Raw genomic sequence first — 14478 nt, 5'->3', positions numbered from 1 at the left:
GACCGGCCTACCCTGGAACGACCATGAATGTCCCCCGCAACTCCCCGGTCGTGGCCACCCTGCGCCTGTGTCTGTACGCCCTGCTCGTGGGCCTGCTGGCCCTGGCCGCCGTCCGTTCCGGGGACAGCGCCCATCCGCGGGGTGTCGTCCTGTCGGTGCTCGCCACCTGCGCCGTCTTCGCGGCGGGCGCTTTCAGCACGACGGTGCGGCGCTCCCGGCGTGCGGCCGCGGTCTGGCTGGCCGCGCTGAGCGCGAGCTGGCTGGTCCTCGTCGCGCTGTCACCGGACGCGCTGTGGGTGGCGTTCCCCCTCTACTTCCTCCAGCTGCACCTGCTGCCCGCGCGCTGGAGCGTGCCGGCCGTGACACTGACCGCCGGGGCGGCCATCGCGAGCTTCGTGGCGCACGGCGCGCCGCTCACTCCCGGGGCGTTCATCGGGCCGCTCCTCGGGGCCGCTGTCGCGGCGGCCACGGTGCTCGGCTACGAGGCGCTGTACCAGGAGAGCGAGCGCCGCCGCGCACTCATCGAGGAGCTCGTCGCCACCCGCGCGGAACTCGCCGCGGCCGAGCGCACCGCCGGCACGCTCGCCGAGCGGGAACGGCTCGCGCACGAGATCCACGACACGCTCGCCCAGGGCCTGTCCAGCATCCAGCTCCTGCTGCGGGCCGCGCAGCGCCTGCTGCCCGCGGACTCCCCGGCGGCCCCGCACCTGGAGCAGGCCCGCTCGACCGCGCAGGACAACCTCGCCGAGGCCCGCCGGTTCGTCCGCGCGCTCACGCCTCCGGGGCTGGACGGCGGCTCGCTCGGCGCGGCACTGGAGCGGCTGTGCCGTGCGGCCGCCGTGGACGCCCCCGCGGTGCGCTTCTCGGTGAGCGGGCCACCTGCCGCGCTCCCGACCCCCTACGAGGTCGCCCTGCTACGGATCGCGCAGTCGGCGCTCGGCAACACGCTGCGGCACGCGCGGGCGGACCGTGCGGAGATCACCCTCAGCTTCATGGACACCGCCGTCGCCCTGGACGTGGTCGACGACGGCGTCGGCTTCGCTCCCGGTGCGGTCGGACCGCGCCCGGACGGGACGGAGGCGGACCGGACGGACGGGGGCTTCGGGCTGCCCGCGATGCGTTCGCGCGCAGAGTCGCTGGGCGGCACGTTCACCGTCGAGTCGGCGCCCGGGCAGGGGACGGCGGTGGCGGTCACCCTGCCGCTGCCCGCCCCGCCGGAGTCCGCCGGGAACGCGTCCACAGGCCGCGGCCGTCTTCTCCGGCCGCACAGCGTCGGGAGCCCCGCATGACCGTCCGGCTGCTGCTCGCGGACGATCATCCGGTCGTCCGCGCCGGGCTGCGGGCCGTGCTCTCCGCGGAGCCGGACTTCGAGATCGTCGCGGAGGCGCCGACGGCGGAGGAGGCGGTGGACCGCGCCGGGGCGGGTGGAGTGGACGTCGTCCTCATGGACCTGCAGTTCGGGACCGGCCTGCACGGCGCCGAGGCCACCGCGGCGATCACGGCGCGCCCCGGCGCCCCGCGGGTCCTGGTCCTCACGACGTACGACACCGACGCGGACATCCTCGCCGCCGTCGAGGCGGGCGCCTGCGGCTACCTCCTCAAGGACGCCCCGCCCGAGGAGCTGTCGGCGGCCGTACGCACGGCCGCCTCGGGTCACTCGGCGCTCGCTCCGACGGTCGCCGACCGCCTCATGGACCGGATGCGCACCCCGGCCGCCGCGCTGAGCCGCCGCGAGCTGGAGGTCCTCGAACTGGTCAAGGACGGCCTCTCGAACCAGCAGATCAGCAAGAAACTGTTCCTGAGCCAGGCCACCGTGAAGTCCCATCTGGTGCACATCTACGCCAAGTTGGGCGTCGACTCCCGCACGTCGGCGGTGGCGGCGGCCACCGAGCGGGGCGTCATCCGCAGACGGGGCTGAAGCGCCGGCCGCGCGGTGGCGCCGCCGGCGCGTCAGCGGCGGTTCTCTCGCGGGGGCTCCCCGAAGAGGTCGACCGCGTCACGGACGTCCGCGAGGCGGGTCGCGAGGGCGCTGACCGAGCCGATCGAACCGGCGATCAGTAAGAGCGAGCGGCGCAGCCGGGGTGTCTCGGGGAGGCCGCCGGCGGCCATCGCGGCGAGCGCGGCCAGTTCGTCCTCGGCGATGCCGCGGTCCGGGAACTCCGCCGGATGCGCGGCGAGTTCACGGCGCAGCCGGGAGACGGCGGTGCGCAGTTCCGCCACTCTCGGATCCTCGTCGCTGCCCGTCACTGGTCTCTGCCCCAAGCTCCGCAACACAGCTCTCCCCCTCGCACGCCGTTGTGCGTCGGTCCTTCCCGCGTCGGCCCCGCACCCCGCGGCGGTGGCCGGGCGCCCGGATCCTGTCGTCACAACCTCGTCTGCCCGTCGACGCCATGCACGAACTCCGGGCGAACGACGGGGATGTGACGACAGGCCCCAGGGACGCGGGCCAGTAAACGCCCTCCGGTGCGCCGGGCGCCACTGCCCGGACCGAAATTCAGCCCGGGGACATCGCGGGCGACGGCCCGGGTTCCGAGGCACACCGGGGGCATGTCCGGTATGCAGGGGACATGACGGAGAACAAGAACCAGGTGGTCGGGCTGCTGTTGGCCGCCGGTGGCGGGCGGCGCCTCGGGGGTCGCCCCAAGGCACTCCTGTCCCACCGGGGACGCCCCCTCGTCGAACACGCGGTCGAGGTGTTGCGGGCCGGCGGCTGCGGGAGCGTCCATGTCGTCCTGGGCGCACAGGCGAAGGAGGTCCGGGAACGGGCCGCGCTGTCCGGATGCGTGCTCGTGGACAACCCCGACTGGGAGGAGGGCATGGGCTCCTCGCTGCGGGCGGGCCTCGGCTCGCTGGCGGACTCCGGAGCACGCGCGGCGCTGGTGTCACTGGTCGACCAGCCGGGGATCGGCCCGGAGGCGGTGGCCCGGGTGCTCGGGGCGTACAGCTCGCCGCGGACGCTCGCCGCGGCGGCGTACGACGGGGAGCGCGGCCATCCGGTGCTCTTCGGCGCCGGCCACTGGGCGGGGATCGCGGAGAGCGCCAGCGGCGACCGGGGTGCGCGCGCCTACCTGAAGGCCCACCAGGACGCGATCACACTCGTGGAGTGCGGCGATGTCGCGCAGGCCTTCGACATCGACACGGAGGCCGACCTGGTCCACCTTGAGTGAACGGGATGGCACTGAGCGCCACCTTCTGTCGACTCAGAGAATCTCGACATCAACAAACCATTGAACTTCCACCATGAGGAAACTAGTATCCACTGATCAGAAGCGCCCCGCCGTGTCGAGGGCGCCCGGCGCCGTTCCCCCGCGCCCTGGCACCGGGTGCCACGGCGCGTCGACGCCGCCGTGATCCACCCGTACAGCCCGTAGCAGCCCGCACGTAGTTCGCTGAAGGAAGTGACAGCTCATGTCCGCACCAGCGCCGTCCCCGCTGGCCATCGTCGACGCCGAGCCCCTGCCCCGGCAGGAAGAGGTCCTCACCGACGCGGCCCTCGCCTTCGTGGCCGAGCTGCACCGGCTGTTCACGCCCCGGCGTGACGAGCTCCTCGCCCGCCGTGCCGAGCGCCGCGCCGAGATCGCCCGCACCTCCACCCTCGACTTCCTCCCGGAGACCGCCGCCATCCGCGCGGACGACTCCTGGAAGGTCGCCCCCGCTCCGGCCGCGCTGAACGACCGCCGCGTCGAGATCACCGGCCCCACCGACCGCAAGATGACCGTCAACGCCCTCAACTCCGGTGCCCGCGTGTGGCTCGCGGACTTCGAGGACGCCTCGGCTCCCACCTGGGAGAACGTGATTCTCGGTCAGGTCAACCTGATCGACGCGTACACCCGGAACATCGACTTCACCGACCCGAGGTCGGGCAAGTCGTACGCCCTCAAGGCGGACGAGGAGCTCGCGACGGTCGTCATGCGTCCGCGCGGCTGGCATCTGAACGAGCGTCACCTCGTCGCCGCCGACGGCACCCCCGTGCCCGGCGCGCTGGTCGACTTCGGCCTGTACTTCTTCCACAACGCGCAGCGGCTCATCGACCTCGGCAAGGGCCCGTACTTCTACCTGCCGAAGACGGAGTCGCACCTCGAAGCCCGCCTGTGGAACGACGTGTTCGTCTTCGCGCAGGACTACGTCGGCGTCCCGCAGGGAACGGTCCGCGCCACCGTCCTGATCGAGACGATCACGGCCGCCTACGAGATGGACGAGATCCTCTACGAACTCCGGGACCACGCGGCCGGGTTGAACGCCGGCCGCTGGGACTACCTGTTCTCCATCGTCAAGAACTTCCGCGACGGCGGCGCCAAGTTCGTCCTGCCGGACCGCAACGCGGTCACGATGACCGCGCCGTTCATGCGCGCGTACACCGAACTCCTCGTCCGCACCTGCCACCGGCGCGGCGCTCACGCGATCGGCGGCATGGCCGCGTTCATCCCCTCGCGCCGGGACGAGGAGGTCAACAAGGTCGCCTTCGAGAAGGTCAAGGCCGACAAGGACCGTGAGGCCGGCGACGGTTTCGACGGCTCGTGGGTGGCCCACCCCGACCTCGTCCCGATCGCGATGGCCTCCTTCGACGCGGTGCTCGGCGACCGGCCGAACCAGAAGGAGCGGCTGCGCGAGGACGTGTCGGTGGCCGCCGGCGACCTGATCGCGGTCGACTCGCTCGACGCCAGCCCGACGTACGACGGCCTCGTCAACGCCGTCCAGGTCGGCATCCGTTACATCGAGGCCTGGCTGCGCGGGCTCGGCGCGGTCGCGATCTTCAACCTCATGGAGGACGCCGCCACCGCCGAGATCTCGCGCTCGCAGATCTGGCAGTGGATCAACGCCGGTGTCGTCTTCGAGCACGACGGGCGGACCGTGGCGGCCACTGCGGAGCTGGCCCGCGAGATCGCCGCGCAGGAGCTCGCGGACATCCGCGCCGAGATCGGCGAGGAGGCCTTCGCGGCCGGCTCCTGGCAGCAGGCGCACGACCTGCTCCTGAAGGTCGCGCTGGACGAGGACTACGCGGACTTCCTCACGCTGCCCGCCTACGAGCAGCTGGCCGGCTGAGTCCGCTCACGGCGCCGTACGGTCCGAGTGGCCCAGGGATCTCTCCGGGGCCACTCGGTCGCGTACCAGGCGCTTGACCGCCGTGGGTTCGGGGAAGCCCTGCTCGCGGCGGTCCCACACCACCTCGTCGTTGACCCGGACGACGAAGACGCCGCCGGTGCCCGGCTTCAGGGACAGCTCGTCCAGCTCCGTCTCGAAGGTGGTGAGCAGCTCCTGGGCCAGCCACGCCGCGCGGGGAAGCCAGCGGCACTGCGTGCAGTACTCGATCTGCACGCGCTGGGTGTCCGTCATCCGGTCCGCCGTCCGATCCGTCATCCGAGGTGTACCGACCAATCCTGTTCCGCCGCGGGTTTGCCATGCAGGTCAGGGACGCGTTTGAGCCAGTCCGGGCGGCCCTGCTGGGTCCGCTCCGCGCGGTCGGCGTCCTCGGCGGCGAGCTGTTCACGGCTCGGGAAGTCCGTGGGGAGCCACGCGGCGGACGCCCTCGCGCGCGCGAGGAGATAGCCGACGTACGCCTCGCGCAGGGCGTCGGGGCTCGCGAAGCCCGGCTCGTCCGTGAGCCAGGCGTCGGGCACCTGCGCCAGCACCGCGCGCAGCAGTTCCGCGGTGACCTTCGGCGCGAGTTCGGCGTCGGCGGCGCGGGTGTCCGGGCCGTAGCCGCCGAGCGCGTGGCTCCTGAAGTCGTAGGCCTTGTCCGGCGCGGAGGCGTCCCAGCGGTGGTGGAAGACGAGGGCCGCGCCGTGGTCGATCAGCCACAGCCGGGGCGGCGCGACGCCGAGGGTGGGCCACACCATCAGGTTCGAGCTGTGCACGGTGCGGTCCACGTTGACGGTGAGGGCGTCCAGCCAGACCACCCTGCCCGCCTCCAGCGGGTCGACCGGGAACGCCCGCGCGACCTCGGGGGTGAAGTCCCGCGCGCCCGGCAGATAGTCCATGCCGAGGTTGAGCCCGGCGCTGGCCCGCAGCAGGTCCTGGACCTCCTGGTGGGGTTCGTGGCCGCCGACCGCCGGGTCGAAGTCGACGAGGACCAGCTCGGGGAAGCGCAGCCCGAGGGCGCGCGCCAGTTCTCCGACGACGATCTCGGCGACCAGCGCCTTGCGGCCCTGGGCGGCGCCGGTGAACTTCACGACATAGGTCCCCAGGTCGTCGGCCTCGACGACTCCGGGCACGGAGCCGCCCGCCGTCAGCGGGGTCACGTATCGAACAGCAGTCACGTCGCGCAGCACACTGGCCACTGTAAAACAGCCGGGCCCTTCGCCCGCCGGCCGCGTGCCGCGCCTAGCGGGGCGGGGCGGAGCGGGGGCGGCCCTCGGAACCGGGCCGTCCCCGTCGGCGGGGTGCGCAACCGCCCGCACCCCGCGCCCAGCGTCCCCTCAGGGGATCAGCTCACGGTGAGGTCGTCGCCGTGGACCGCGCCCTGGCCGTACCAGCCGTGCAGGTACACGGTCACGGTTCCGGAGGTGCCCGTCGTGAACGGCACCGAGACCTTCGTCCAGGTACCGGACGAGGCCCAGCCGCTGGCCGTCGCGCCTCCGCTCACGCCAAGGTAGGCGTAGGAGCCCTGCACCCATCCGCTGAGGGTGTACTTCGTCTTCGGCAGCAGCGTCAGCGTCTGTCCGCACTGGCCGGTCGCCGAGGAGGTGGGCACGGACTCCAGGGCGTGGGTGCCGGTGTGCGCCGTCGTGCCGGTGATCCCGCTGCCCGCGGCACAGGTCCACGGGGCGAGCGAGCCGGTCTCCAGACCGCCGTTGACGACGGCGCCGCCGTCACCGCCGCCCGCGCCGGTGACGGTCAGGGTGAGCGTCGCCGTGTGCGAGGTGGAGCCCGCCGTACCGCTGATCGTCAGGGGGTAGGTCCCCGGTGCCGTGGCCGACGTGGTGGTCACCGAGAGCCGGGAGGTCGCCCCGGTCGTGACCGAGGCCGGGCTGAGCGTGGCGGTCACTCCCGTGGGGGCACCCGTCACCTTCAGGGCCACCTGCTGAGCCGAGCCGGAGACCACCGAGGTGGAGACGGTGGCCGAGGTGCTGCCGCCGGGAGCGACCGAGGCCGCGCCGGGGGCGACGGCCACCCCGAAGTCGTCGGAGACCGGCGTGCCGGGCCCGTTGAAGTCGGCGAAGGCGTGGCTGAAGGCCCAGGTGTCCTGCGCGATGCCGGAGCACGTGTCGCTGCCGCCGGTGCCGGGGCAGCCGCCGTTGTCCCGCTGAAGGGCCCAGAACGAGAGGGTGTTGATCCCCTGCGTCTTCGCCCAGGAGTCGACCGCCGCCGCGTCGGCGGTGGTGAACGTCTCCGCCGCGCCGAAGTCGTCGATGCCCGGCATCTCGATGACGCCGATCGAGGCCCAGATCTGTGCGGGCGTCAGTTCCGGATGCAGGGTCGCGAGTTGGCTCGCCAGCCCGGCCGTCGCGGTCTTCGTGTCGTCCGCCATGTGGTGCGTGGCATTGTCGTAGTAGTCGAACGTCATGAGGTTGACGACGTCGATGCGGGCGCCCGCGGTCTTCGCGCTCTTCAGCACCTTCAGACCGCTGGCGGCCAGGCCACTGGTGGTGGTCGGGAGGGTGTACGAGAACTGGACGGCCCGTCCGTTGGCGGCGGCCCAGTCCTGCACCTTCTTGATCGCCTGGTTGCGGCGGTCGATGCCGGCCGTGTTCGTGAGGGAGTTGTCCTCGACGTCCAGGTCGATGCGCGGCACGTTGTAGGTGCTGATGACCTTCTCGAACGCCGCCGCGATCGCGTCCACGTCGGTGCAGCTGTCGGCGAGTTCGGTGCCGCCGTTGTCCGCGGCGTAGCCGCCGAAGGACGGGATGGCGTTGCCGCCGCGGGCCTGCAGGTCGGTGATGTCGCTGCCGAACGCCGCCTGGCCGACCGGCAGGGAGGTGTCGCCGTCCCAGTAAGGGGTGCAGGAACCCTTCTTCTCGGTCTGCAGGAACGCCAGGGTCAGGTAGCGGTTGCCGGACGCCGCGGCCAGGTCGGAGGGGTCGTCCGGCTGATAGGTCTCGAAGTACGGCGCGACCACGTGGGCCGGCAGAGGGGCGGCGTCGGCGTGGGCCGGTGCGGCGGTGGCGAGCAGGGCGCCGGCCCCGGCGAGCAGCGCTGTCAGCGCGGCGAGGGGGCGGGTGGTGACGGCTGGTCTCACGGAGACTCCCGGCAATGGGGGGTGGAGGTGCGGGGAACCGCCCTGCGCGCCGGGGCGGACTGCGAGCGGCCCCATGATTGGTCTGGACCAACCGGGTGGTCAAGACGTCGCGTCCACACGCCACTTCGGCCGACGCGCTCACCTGCGGCTGAAGGGAATCCCGTTGCCCGTTCAGCGGAAAAGCTTTACCTCGCGGACCGGCGTCACAGGGCGGCCAGCGGGTTCGGCAGCGGCACATAGCGGGCGTCCGCGCCGTCCGCGCCCGTCCAGCGGAGCAGCAGGTTGGTCTTGCCGGGCAGGGTGGGCGAGTTGAGCAGGGCGGCGATCTCGGGGAGATCCCCGTCCGAGTCGTGGCGCAGGAGTTCCGCCCGTACGGCGGGCCAGGGGTCCACGCCGGGGAACCGCTCGGCGAGCAGCGCGGCCAGCTCGGCGACATTGTTGACGACCAGGCAGTACACGAGCCGTTCCCAGCCCGCCTCGCGGGTCACGCCGGGCAGCAGTTTCACGCCTTCCGCGTCCCGGAACAGGGCCTGGACGGGCCGTCCCGCCGCGTCGACGGCCACGACCGTGTTCTGCAGGTGCGCTTCGACGACGACGCCGTGCCGGGCGAACGCCTCCAGGACGGGGGGCACCACCTGACGGAGGTACGCGGCCCACCACTCCGCGGGGTCGGTGAACCGGTCGAGCGGGTTGCCGTCGAAGCCCTCCACCAGGGCGGCGGCGAGCAGGGGGGTGGCGCCGGGGACGAGGTGGCCGGCCAGTCCGTCGCGGACCAGGACGGCGAGTTCCTCGAAGGCGAAGCCGGCGGTGCGGTAGCCGCGGTCGCTCAGCCAGGCGGCCGGCCCCTGCCCGGCGGCGAAGGCGGCGGCGGTCGCCGCGTCCGTGGCGCGCAGTTCGACCAGGTCGTGGCGCCACAGCCGGCGGATGTCATTGGTGATCCGCACGTCGAGGCTGAACTTGACGAACACGTCGTCCTCGGGCGCGTAGAGCGTGCGGATGGCGGCGGTCGGCCACAGGGAGCGGGCGGTGCGTCCCAGCCGCAGCAGCCGGCCGTCGGCGAATGCCTCGCGGATCTGCGGGGAGGATTCGGTGAGGGCGAGCTGCCAAGGGTGGGCGGGCAGCAGCCGGTAGCCGGGCGGGGCATCGCCGAAGGCGTCCAGGGCGGTCGTGTCGCCGTCCTCGACGACGGCGTCCTCGCGCACCGCGAGGAGGTCCAGGGGGAAGGCGGCGTACGCCTCGGGGGCGTACGGCAGCCAGTCGGCGACCGGCCCGCCGCCGCGGACCTTGGGCGCCGGGTGGTGCGGGTGGCCGAGGACCAGGGACTGCTCGGAGCGGCGGTACGGGTCCTCGGGCGGTGTCGTCCGCGCGCGGGCGCGCAGCAGCGCGGCGACGACGTCCCGGCTGCCGGTCATCTCGGCGGGCAGCTCGGAGTTGGCGACGCCGGTGGCCCGGAACAGTGCGTCGGCCGTGAGCCGGACCAGCTCCGCGTGGCCGAGCGGGCGCCAGTCCCCGTCGGCGTACACCTCGGGTTCGACGGGGCGCCGGGTGCCCCGTACCCGCAGCAGGGTGCCGTCGGCGGGCAGGCGGTGGACGCCCGGTTCCGGTGTGGGATCCGCGACTTCGCGAAGGAGACAATTGAGCAACGGCGCGGCGGCGTACGCGTCGGCGGCCTCGTCCGTGTCGCCCCTGGTGAGCGGGGGGAACACGGTCGGCTTGAAGTCCACGCGATCCATCCGGTCCGTTCGATCCATACGGTGCACTGGTGATCAGTATGTCTGCCCCGGCGGACGACCGCGACGCCGTCCCGTACCCAAGGAGCCCGCCCGTGCCCCGTCCCTCCACGCCCGACACCGAGGCCGCGTTCGCCGAGGAACTGAGCGGTGTGCGCCCCGAACTGTCGGTGCCGTACGCGGCCGCGCTGCCCGGCGCCCGGGCGGCCGTGCTGACCCGGCTGTGGCGCGCGCTGGCGTACGAGCCGCTCCCGTGGATCGCCGGCCGGTCCGGCGGCACCGGTGACCGTGCCGGTGAGGGCCTGACGGTGCGGCTGCGGGACGGCCGCCGGCTGCACGGACCGCGCCCCGACCCGTACGCGACCGACGGGTACGTCGGCGAAGTGCGGCTCGACGGGAAGCCGTACGAGCGACCGGAGCGGCTCGTGGACGCCCTCGGTGTCCCGCACGGAGCGGCCTTCTCGGCCGAACTCGGCAACAGCGTCGCCTCCTTGGCGCTGTCGCGGGCCGACCGGGTGACCGGGCTCCCCGGGGTGTCCGCGGCGAGCTGGGAGTGGGAGCAGCGGATCGTGGACGGTCATCCGTACCATCCCAACTGCCGCTCCCGGCCGGGGTTCTCGGTGGCCGAGCAGTTCGCCTACGGACCGGAGCACCGGCCGTCGGTGCGGCTCGGTCTGGTGGCTGCGGACGACGCTCTCGTGACGGGCGAGTGGCCGAAGTGGCTGCGGGACGGGGAGCGGGTGCTGATCCCCGTGCATCCCTGGCAGGCCGCGCACGTGCTCGACACGGAGGTCCAGGAGGGCTTCCCCGCCCGCCCGTTGATGTCGCTGCGCACCCTCGCCGTGCCCGACGGGCCGCATGTGAAGACGGCGTTGAGCTCCCGGCTGACCTCGTCGGTGCGGGACATCTCGGTGTACTCGGTCCGGACGGCGGAGGCGGTCTCGGCGTTCATGGAGGTCCTCACGGCCCGGCTGGACGCGCCGCTGCACATCACCCGCACGCTCGGTGCGGCCTCCGCGGGTGTCGCCGACCTCGCCGCGGTCGTGCGGGAGTCCCCCGACGAGTACGCCGGCGAGGGCGAGAGCTGCGTCCCGGTGGCCGCTCTGCCGTTGACCCGGCTGCCCGAAAAGGCCGCGTGGCTGGCCGAGTTCACCCGGCTCGTCCTCGAAGTGGGGCTGCGGCTGCTGGAGCTGGGCGTGGCACTGGAGGCGCACGGCCAGAACCTGCTGGTGGTACTGGACGGCGCGGGCGCCCCGGTGCGGCTCGTCTACCGCGACCTGGCCGACATCCGGGTCAGCCCGGCCCGGCTGGCCCGCCACGGCGTCTCCGCCCGCGGTCTGTCCGGCCGCATCGTCACCGACGACGAGACCGCGCTGCGCCGCAAGCTCTTCGGCTCGCTCGTGGGCGGCGCGCTCGGCGCGACGGCGGGCTCGGCGGCCGCGCTCCGCGAAGCGCTGGAGACGGTCGCGCCCGGCCTTCCGCGCACGGCGGACCTGTCCGCGCTCCTGAGTGAGCCACTTCCCACCAAGGCCCTCACCTTGATGCGTCTCTCCCCCAACACCCCTGGTGACCAGTGGACATTGCTGCCGCAGCCGCTCGGAGGACCCCACCCGTGGTGAGACGCGGCCCCTCTCGTTTTGAAGCGCGGCACCTTTGATCAATAGGATCCGCCGATGATCACAAGACAACGGCTGGCGGCGGGCGTCTGCGCCCTGCTCGCCGCCCTGACCGCGGGGATCGCGTTCCCGACCGGAGCTGTCGCCGACGAAACCACGGCGGCCGCGCCCAAGGTCGAGCTGCTGCTGGACGTCAGCGGCTCGATGCGCGCCCGGGACATCGACGGCGAGTCGCGGATGTCCGCGGCGAAGCAGGCGTTCAACGAGGTGCTCGACGCGACGCCGGAGGAGGTGCAGCTCGGCATCCGCACGCTCGGGGCCAACTACCCCGGGGACGACCGCAAGACGGGCTGCAAGGACACGGCCCAGCTGTACCCGGTGGGGACACTGGACCGCACCGAGGCCAAGACCGCCGTCGCGACCCTCAACCCGACCGGCTGGACCCCGATAGGCCCCGCCCTCCTGAAGGCGGCCGACGACCTTCAGGGCGGTGAGGGCACCCGGCGGATCGTGCTGATCAGCGACGGCGAGGACACCTGCCAGCCCCTCGACCCGTGTCAGGTGGCCCGCGAGATCGCGGCCAAGGGCATCGACCTGACGATCGACACCCTGGGCCTGGTCCCCAACCTCAAGGTGAGCAGGCAGCTGAGCTGCATCGCCGAGGCGACCGGGGGCACGTACACCTCGGTGGAGCACAAGGAGCAGCTCAGCGACCGCGTCAACCAGTTGGTGGACCGCGCCGCCGATCCCGTGGTGAAGCCGGTGGCCCTGAAGGGTGCCGACTCGTGCACCGCGGCGCCCGCCGTCAAGTCGGGCATCTACACCGACCGCGAGGAGTTCGCCCAGCACCGCTGGTACCGCGTTGAGGTCGCGCCCGGCAAGGAGCTCCGCGCCTCGGTGAGCATCGCGGCCGACCGTCGGGTCAACCCCGACTACGGGGTACTGCTGCGGGCCGTCACCGTGCACGGCCGGGAGATCGTGCGCGGCGAGTCCGCCGGGAACGGCCGCACGGACGTCGTCTCGACCGGCCTGCGCTACCCGAAGGCGGAGAGCGACGACGAGAACGCGCCCGCCGAGGTCGTGTGCCTGCAGGTGTCCAACTCCTTCTCGGCCGCGTCCGGCGTGAAGACCACGCCCGGGCTGCCCCTGGAACTCACCGTCGACGTCGTCGACGGCCCGGACCAGGCGAGCGACGTGGCCTCCTTCGGCCTCGGCCGCGGCTGGTGGCTGCTCGGCGCCCTGGTGCTGGCCGGCTTCCTCGCCGGTCTGCTGTGGGGCTGGATCTCCCGTTGGCGGTTCTCGGTCTGGAGGACCAACTGATGTGTATCCGACGTGTACTGAGCACCGCCGCCCTCCTCGCGGGGGTCGTGGCGGCACCCGCGCTGCTCGGCGTGGCCGCCTCCCCGGCGTTCGCCGACTCCTCGCCGTCCGCGAGCCCCTCGGGCGACGACTCCGCGCCCACCGAGGCCGGGACGTCGTTCCGTACGGCGACCGAGGTCGAGCAGGGCCGGCAGGCCACGGCCGGCGCCTCCGCGGGTGACTACCTGTACTGGCAGTTCCCCGCGGACGCCGGGCAGCGGCCCACCGTGAAGGCGACGGTGAAGCTGCCCGAGGCGTCCAAGCGCGGCGCCTCCGAGACCTGGCAGATCGACGTGTACGACGGTCTGCGGCGCCGACAGGCCTGCCAGTACGGGGCGCAGACCCGCACGGCGGGGCCGGACGCCTCCTCCGTGGAGCTGTCCTGCACTCTGCGCACCGTGCGCGCCTGGGCGGAGACCTGGGCCAACGACCCGCTGCCGGGCACCTATTACGTCCGGCTCACCGCCACCGGTCTCGGCGGGGCCGACCTGGGTCTGCCGACGAGCGCGGAACTCCGCGTGGACTCCAAGGACATCGGCGGTTCCGCGGCGGTCGACGGCTCGCTCGCAAGGCCGTTGGTTCCGGGCATCGCCGTGACCTCGGAGAAGTCCGACGACGGCGCCGAGGAGGGTGCCGACTCCAAGACGGCGACGCTGTCCTCGCTGCGGCCCGACACCTCCGGCTGGTGGTCCGACCGCTGGGTGTGGACCGGCATCGGCGGTGTCCTCGCGGCCCTCGCGGGCATCTGGGGCCACTCGCTGACGCGCGGCAGGGGACGCCCGTCCCGGATTCCTCCGGGCGCCTGATCCGCAGGCCGTCGACCGGGGCCCGCGCCGCTCTCCGCCAGAGAGCTGCGCGGGCCTCTCGCTTCCGGCTCACGGCATCACTTCCGGGACACGGGACGCCTCACGCCTCGCGCAGTTCCTTGGCCAGGGGTCCGTCGCCCGTCACCTCTGCCCGGCCCTCCCGCAGCAGATCGGCCAGCGTGGCCTCGCCGCGGCTCACCGCCTCGCACGTCCGCGTGTCCAGCGTCAGCCGGGCGTCCGGCTCCCCGGGTGCCTCGCCGTCGGCGTAGGGCGGCGCGTCCCCGTCACCGAGCCGCACGTGGAACCGCCCCTCGTCCAGGCGGACTTCGAGCAGCCCCTGCCCCACTCCCAGCGCCCGCAGCCCTCGCAGCAGCGGCAGCGCGAACCAGTGCGCCCGTACGGCGTCGGTGGGCCGTCGCTCGTCGAGCGCGGGCGCGCCCCACTCCCCGAGGGCCTGGAGGACCGGCAGCAACTCCGCGCCGCGTCCCGTCAGTTCGTAGACGTAGGCGGCGCCGGGCGGCGGCAGGCGGCGGCGGGTGGTCAGGCCGTCGCGTTCCATCTCCTTCAGCCGGGAGGCGAGCACGTCGGTGCTGACGCCGGGCAGATCGGCGTGCAGGTCGGTGTAGCGGCGCGGGCCGCCGAGCAGTTCGCGGACGATCAGGAGGGTCCACCGGTCCCCGACGGCGTCGAGGGCACGGGCGGCGGAACAGTACTGGTCGTAGCTTCGGCGCGGTGACATGCGACGCAGTCTAGCTATCTTGTTGGACTTTCCAAGCTCCTACTTGGTAAAA

Annotated in this window: 13 protein-coding genes; 7 read left to right on the top strand and 6 right to left on the bottom strand. The window is 73.1% G+C overall.

Features of this window, described 5'->3' with window-relative positions:
• Window positions 1–23: 23 nt before the first annotated feature.
• Window positions 24–1289 carry a sensor histidine kinase gene (locus ABZT74_RS06540; protein ID WP_356433615.1) on the top strand — a complete coding sequence of 422 codons (1266 nt, stop codon included), beginning with the start codon at window positions 24–26 and terminating at the stop codon, window positions 1287–1289.
• Window positions 1286–1918, top strand: a complete 633-nt coding sequence (locus ABZT74_RS06535; RefSeq protein WP_356433614.1) for a response regulator transcription factor — start codon at window positions 1286–1288, stop codon at window positions 1916–1918. Before ABZT74_RS06540 ends, ABZT74_RS06535 begins: the two co-directional genes overlap by 4 nt.
• Before the next feature lie 32 nt (window positions 1919–1950).
• On the opposite strand, the gene ABZT74_RS06530 is transcribed toward ABZT74_RS06535, so the two are convergent.
• A complete protein-coding gene (locus tag ABZT74_RS06530) occupies window positions 1951–2274 on the bottom strand; it encodes a DUF5955 family protein (protein WP_356175741.1) in 324 nt (107 codons plus the stop codon).
• Window positions 2275–2567: 293 nt separating this feature from the next.
• Here ABZT74_RS06530 and ABZT74_RS06525 point away from each other — a divergent pair, with 293 nt between their 5' ends.
• Together ABZT74_RS06525 and aceB are read left to right on the top strand one after the other, a co-directional pair.
• Window positions 2568–3167, top strand: coding sequence for a nucleotidyltransferase family protein (locus ABZT74_RS06525; RefSeq protein ID WP_356433613.1), 600 nt, complete (start codon window positions 2568–2570; stop codon window positions 3165–3167).
• A 241-nt stretch (window positions 3168–3408) separates the two neighbouring features.
• Window positions 3409–5043 carry a malate synthase A gene (gene aceB / locus ABZT74_RS06520; protein ID WP_356433612.1) on the top strand — a complete coding sequence of 545 codons (1635 nt, stop codon included), beginning with the start codon at window positions 3409–3411 and terminating at the stop codon, window positions 5041–5043.
• Between the two features lie 6 nt (window positions 5044–5049).
• Here aceB and ABZT74_RS06515 read toward each other — a convergent pair whose 3' ends face one another.
• The 4 genes from ABZT74_RS06515 to ABZT74_RS06500 all read right to left on the bottom strand — a co-directional run bounded on the left by ABZT74_RS06515 (window position 5050) and on the right by ABZT74_RS06500 (window position 9909).
• Window positions 5050–5358, bottom strand: a complete 309-nt coding sequence (locus tag ABZT74_RS06515) for a SelT/SelW/SelH family protein (protein ID WP_356433611.1) — start codon at window positions 5356–5358, stop codon at window positions 5050–5052.
• Window positions 5355–6269: a HipA family kinase gene (locus ABZT74_RS06510; RefSeq protein WP_356175735.1), complete on the bottom strand. Its 915-nt coding sequence runs from the start codon at window positions 6267–6269 to the stop codon at window positions 5355–5357. Before ABZT74_RS06510 ends, ABZT74_RS06515 begins: the two co-directional genes overlap by 4 nt.
• A gap of 155 nt (window positions 6270–6424) precedes the next feature.
• Window positions 6425–8176, bottom strand: coding sequence for a chitinase (locus ABZT74_RS06505; protein WP_356433610.1), 1752 nt, complete (start codon window positions 8174–8176; stop codon window positions 6425–6427).
• Between the two features lie 203 nt (window positions 8177–8379).
• Window positions 8380–9909 (bottom strand): IucA/IucC family protein, encoded by a 1530-nt coding sequence (locus ABZT74_RS06500; RefSeq protein WP_356433609.1) that lies wholly within the window; start codon window positions 9907–9909, stop codon window positions 8380–8382.
• A 92-nt stretch (window positions 9910–10001) separates the two neighbouring features.
• On the opposite strand from ABZT74_RS06500, the gene ABZT74_RS06495 reads away from it, so the two are divergent.
• The 3 genes from ABZT74_RS06495 to ABZT74_RS06485 are packed head-to-tail and all read left to right on the top strand — an operon-like array spanning window position 10002 to window position 13687.
• Window positions 10002–11525 (top strand): IucA/IucC family siderophore biosynthesis protein, encoded by a 1524-nt coding sequence (locus tag ABZT74_RS06495; RefSeq protein ID WP_356433608.1) that lies wholly within the window; start codon window positions 10002–10004, stop codon window positions 11523–11525.
• A 54-nt stretch (window positions 11526–11579) separates the two neighbouring features.
• Window positions 11580–12842 carry a VWA domain-containing protein gene (locus ABZT74_RS06490; protein ID WP_356175723.1) on the top strand — a complete coding sequence of 421 codons (1263 nt, stop codon included), beginning with the start codon at window positions 11580–11582 and terminating at the stop codon, window positions 12840–12842.
• Entirely contained in the window at window positions 12842–13687 is an 846-nt protein-coding gene (locus ABZT74_RS06485; RefSeq protein WP_356175721.1) for a hypothetical protein, read from the top strand. The genes ABZT74_RS06490 and ABZT74_RS06485 overlap by 1 nt, the downstream gene beginning before the upstream one ends.
• Window positions 13688–13787: 100 nt before the next feature.
• Here ABZT74_RS06485 and ABZT74_RS06480 read toward each other — a convergent pair whose 3' ends face one another.
• Entirely contained in the window at window positions 13788–14426 is a 639-nt protein-coding gene (locus ABZT74_RS06480) for a winged helix-turn-helix transcriptional regulator (protein WP_356433607.1), read from the bottom strand.
• Window positions 14427–14478 lie beyond the last annotated feature (52 nt).

The organism is Streptomyces sp. NPDC005302 (genome assembly GCF_040607345.1).
GTDB lineage: Bacteria > Actinomycetota > Actinomycetes > Streptomycetales > Streptomycetaceae > Streptomyces.
Note: the sequence above shows the minus strand (reverse complement) of the source record. Positions and strands in the feature narration are given on the sequence as shown.

Excerpts from the sequence above, each read along its gene's own strand:
- ABZT74_RS06540 (WP_356433615.1), top strand. The coding sequence starts at position 24 with ATGAATGTCCCCCGCAACTCCCCGGTCGTGGCCACCCTGCGCCTGTGT.
- ABZT74_RS06535 (WP_356433614.1), top strand. The coding sequence starts at position 1,286 with ATGACCGTCCGGCTGCTGCTCGCGGACGATCATCCGGTCGTCCGCGCC.
- ABZT74_RS06500 (WP_356433609.1), bottom strand. The coding sequence starts at position 9,909 with ATGGATCGCGTGGACTTCAAGCCGACCGTGTTCCCCCCGCTCACCAGG.
- aceB (WP_356433612.1), top strand. The coding sequence starts at position 3,409 with ATGTCCGCACCAGCGCCGTCCCCGCTGGCCATCGTCGACGCCGAGCCC.
- ABZT74_RS06525 (WP_356433613.1), top strand. The coding sequence starts at position 2,568 with ATGACGGAGAACAAGAACCAGGTGGTCGGGCTGCTGTTGGCCGCCGGT.
- ABZT74_RS06515 (WP_356433611.1), bottom strand. The coding sequence starts at position 5,358 with ATGACGGATCGGACGGCGGACCGGATGACGGACACCCAGCGCGTGCAG.
- ABZT74_RS06490 (WP_356175723.1), top strand. The coding sequence starts at position 11,580 with ATGATCACAAGACAACGGCTGGCGGCGGGCGTCTGCGCCCTGCTCGCC.
- ABZT74_RS06480 (WP_356433607.1), bottom strand. The coding sequence starts at position 14,426 with ATGTCACCGCGCCGAAGCTACGACCAGTACTGTTCCGCCGCCCGTGCC.
- ABZT74_RS06485 (WP_356175721.1), top strand. The coding sequence starts at position 12,842 with ATGTGTATCCGACGTGTACTGAGCACCGCCGCCCTCCTCGCGGGGGTC.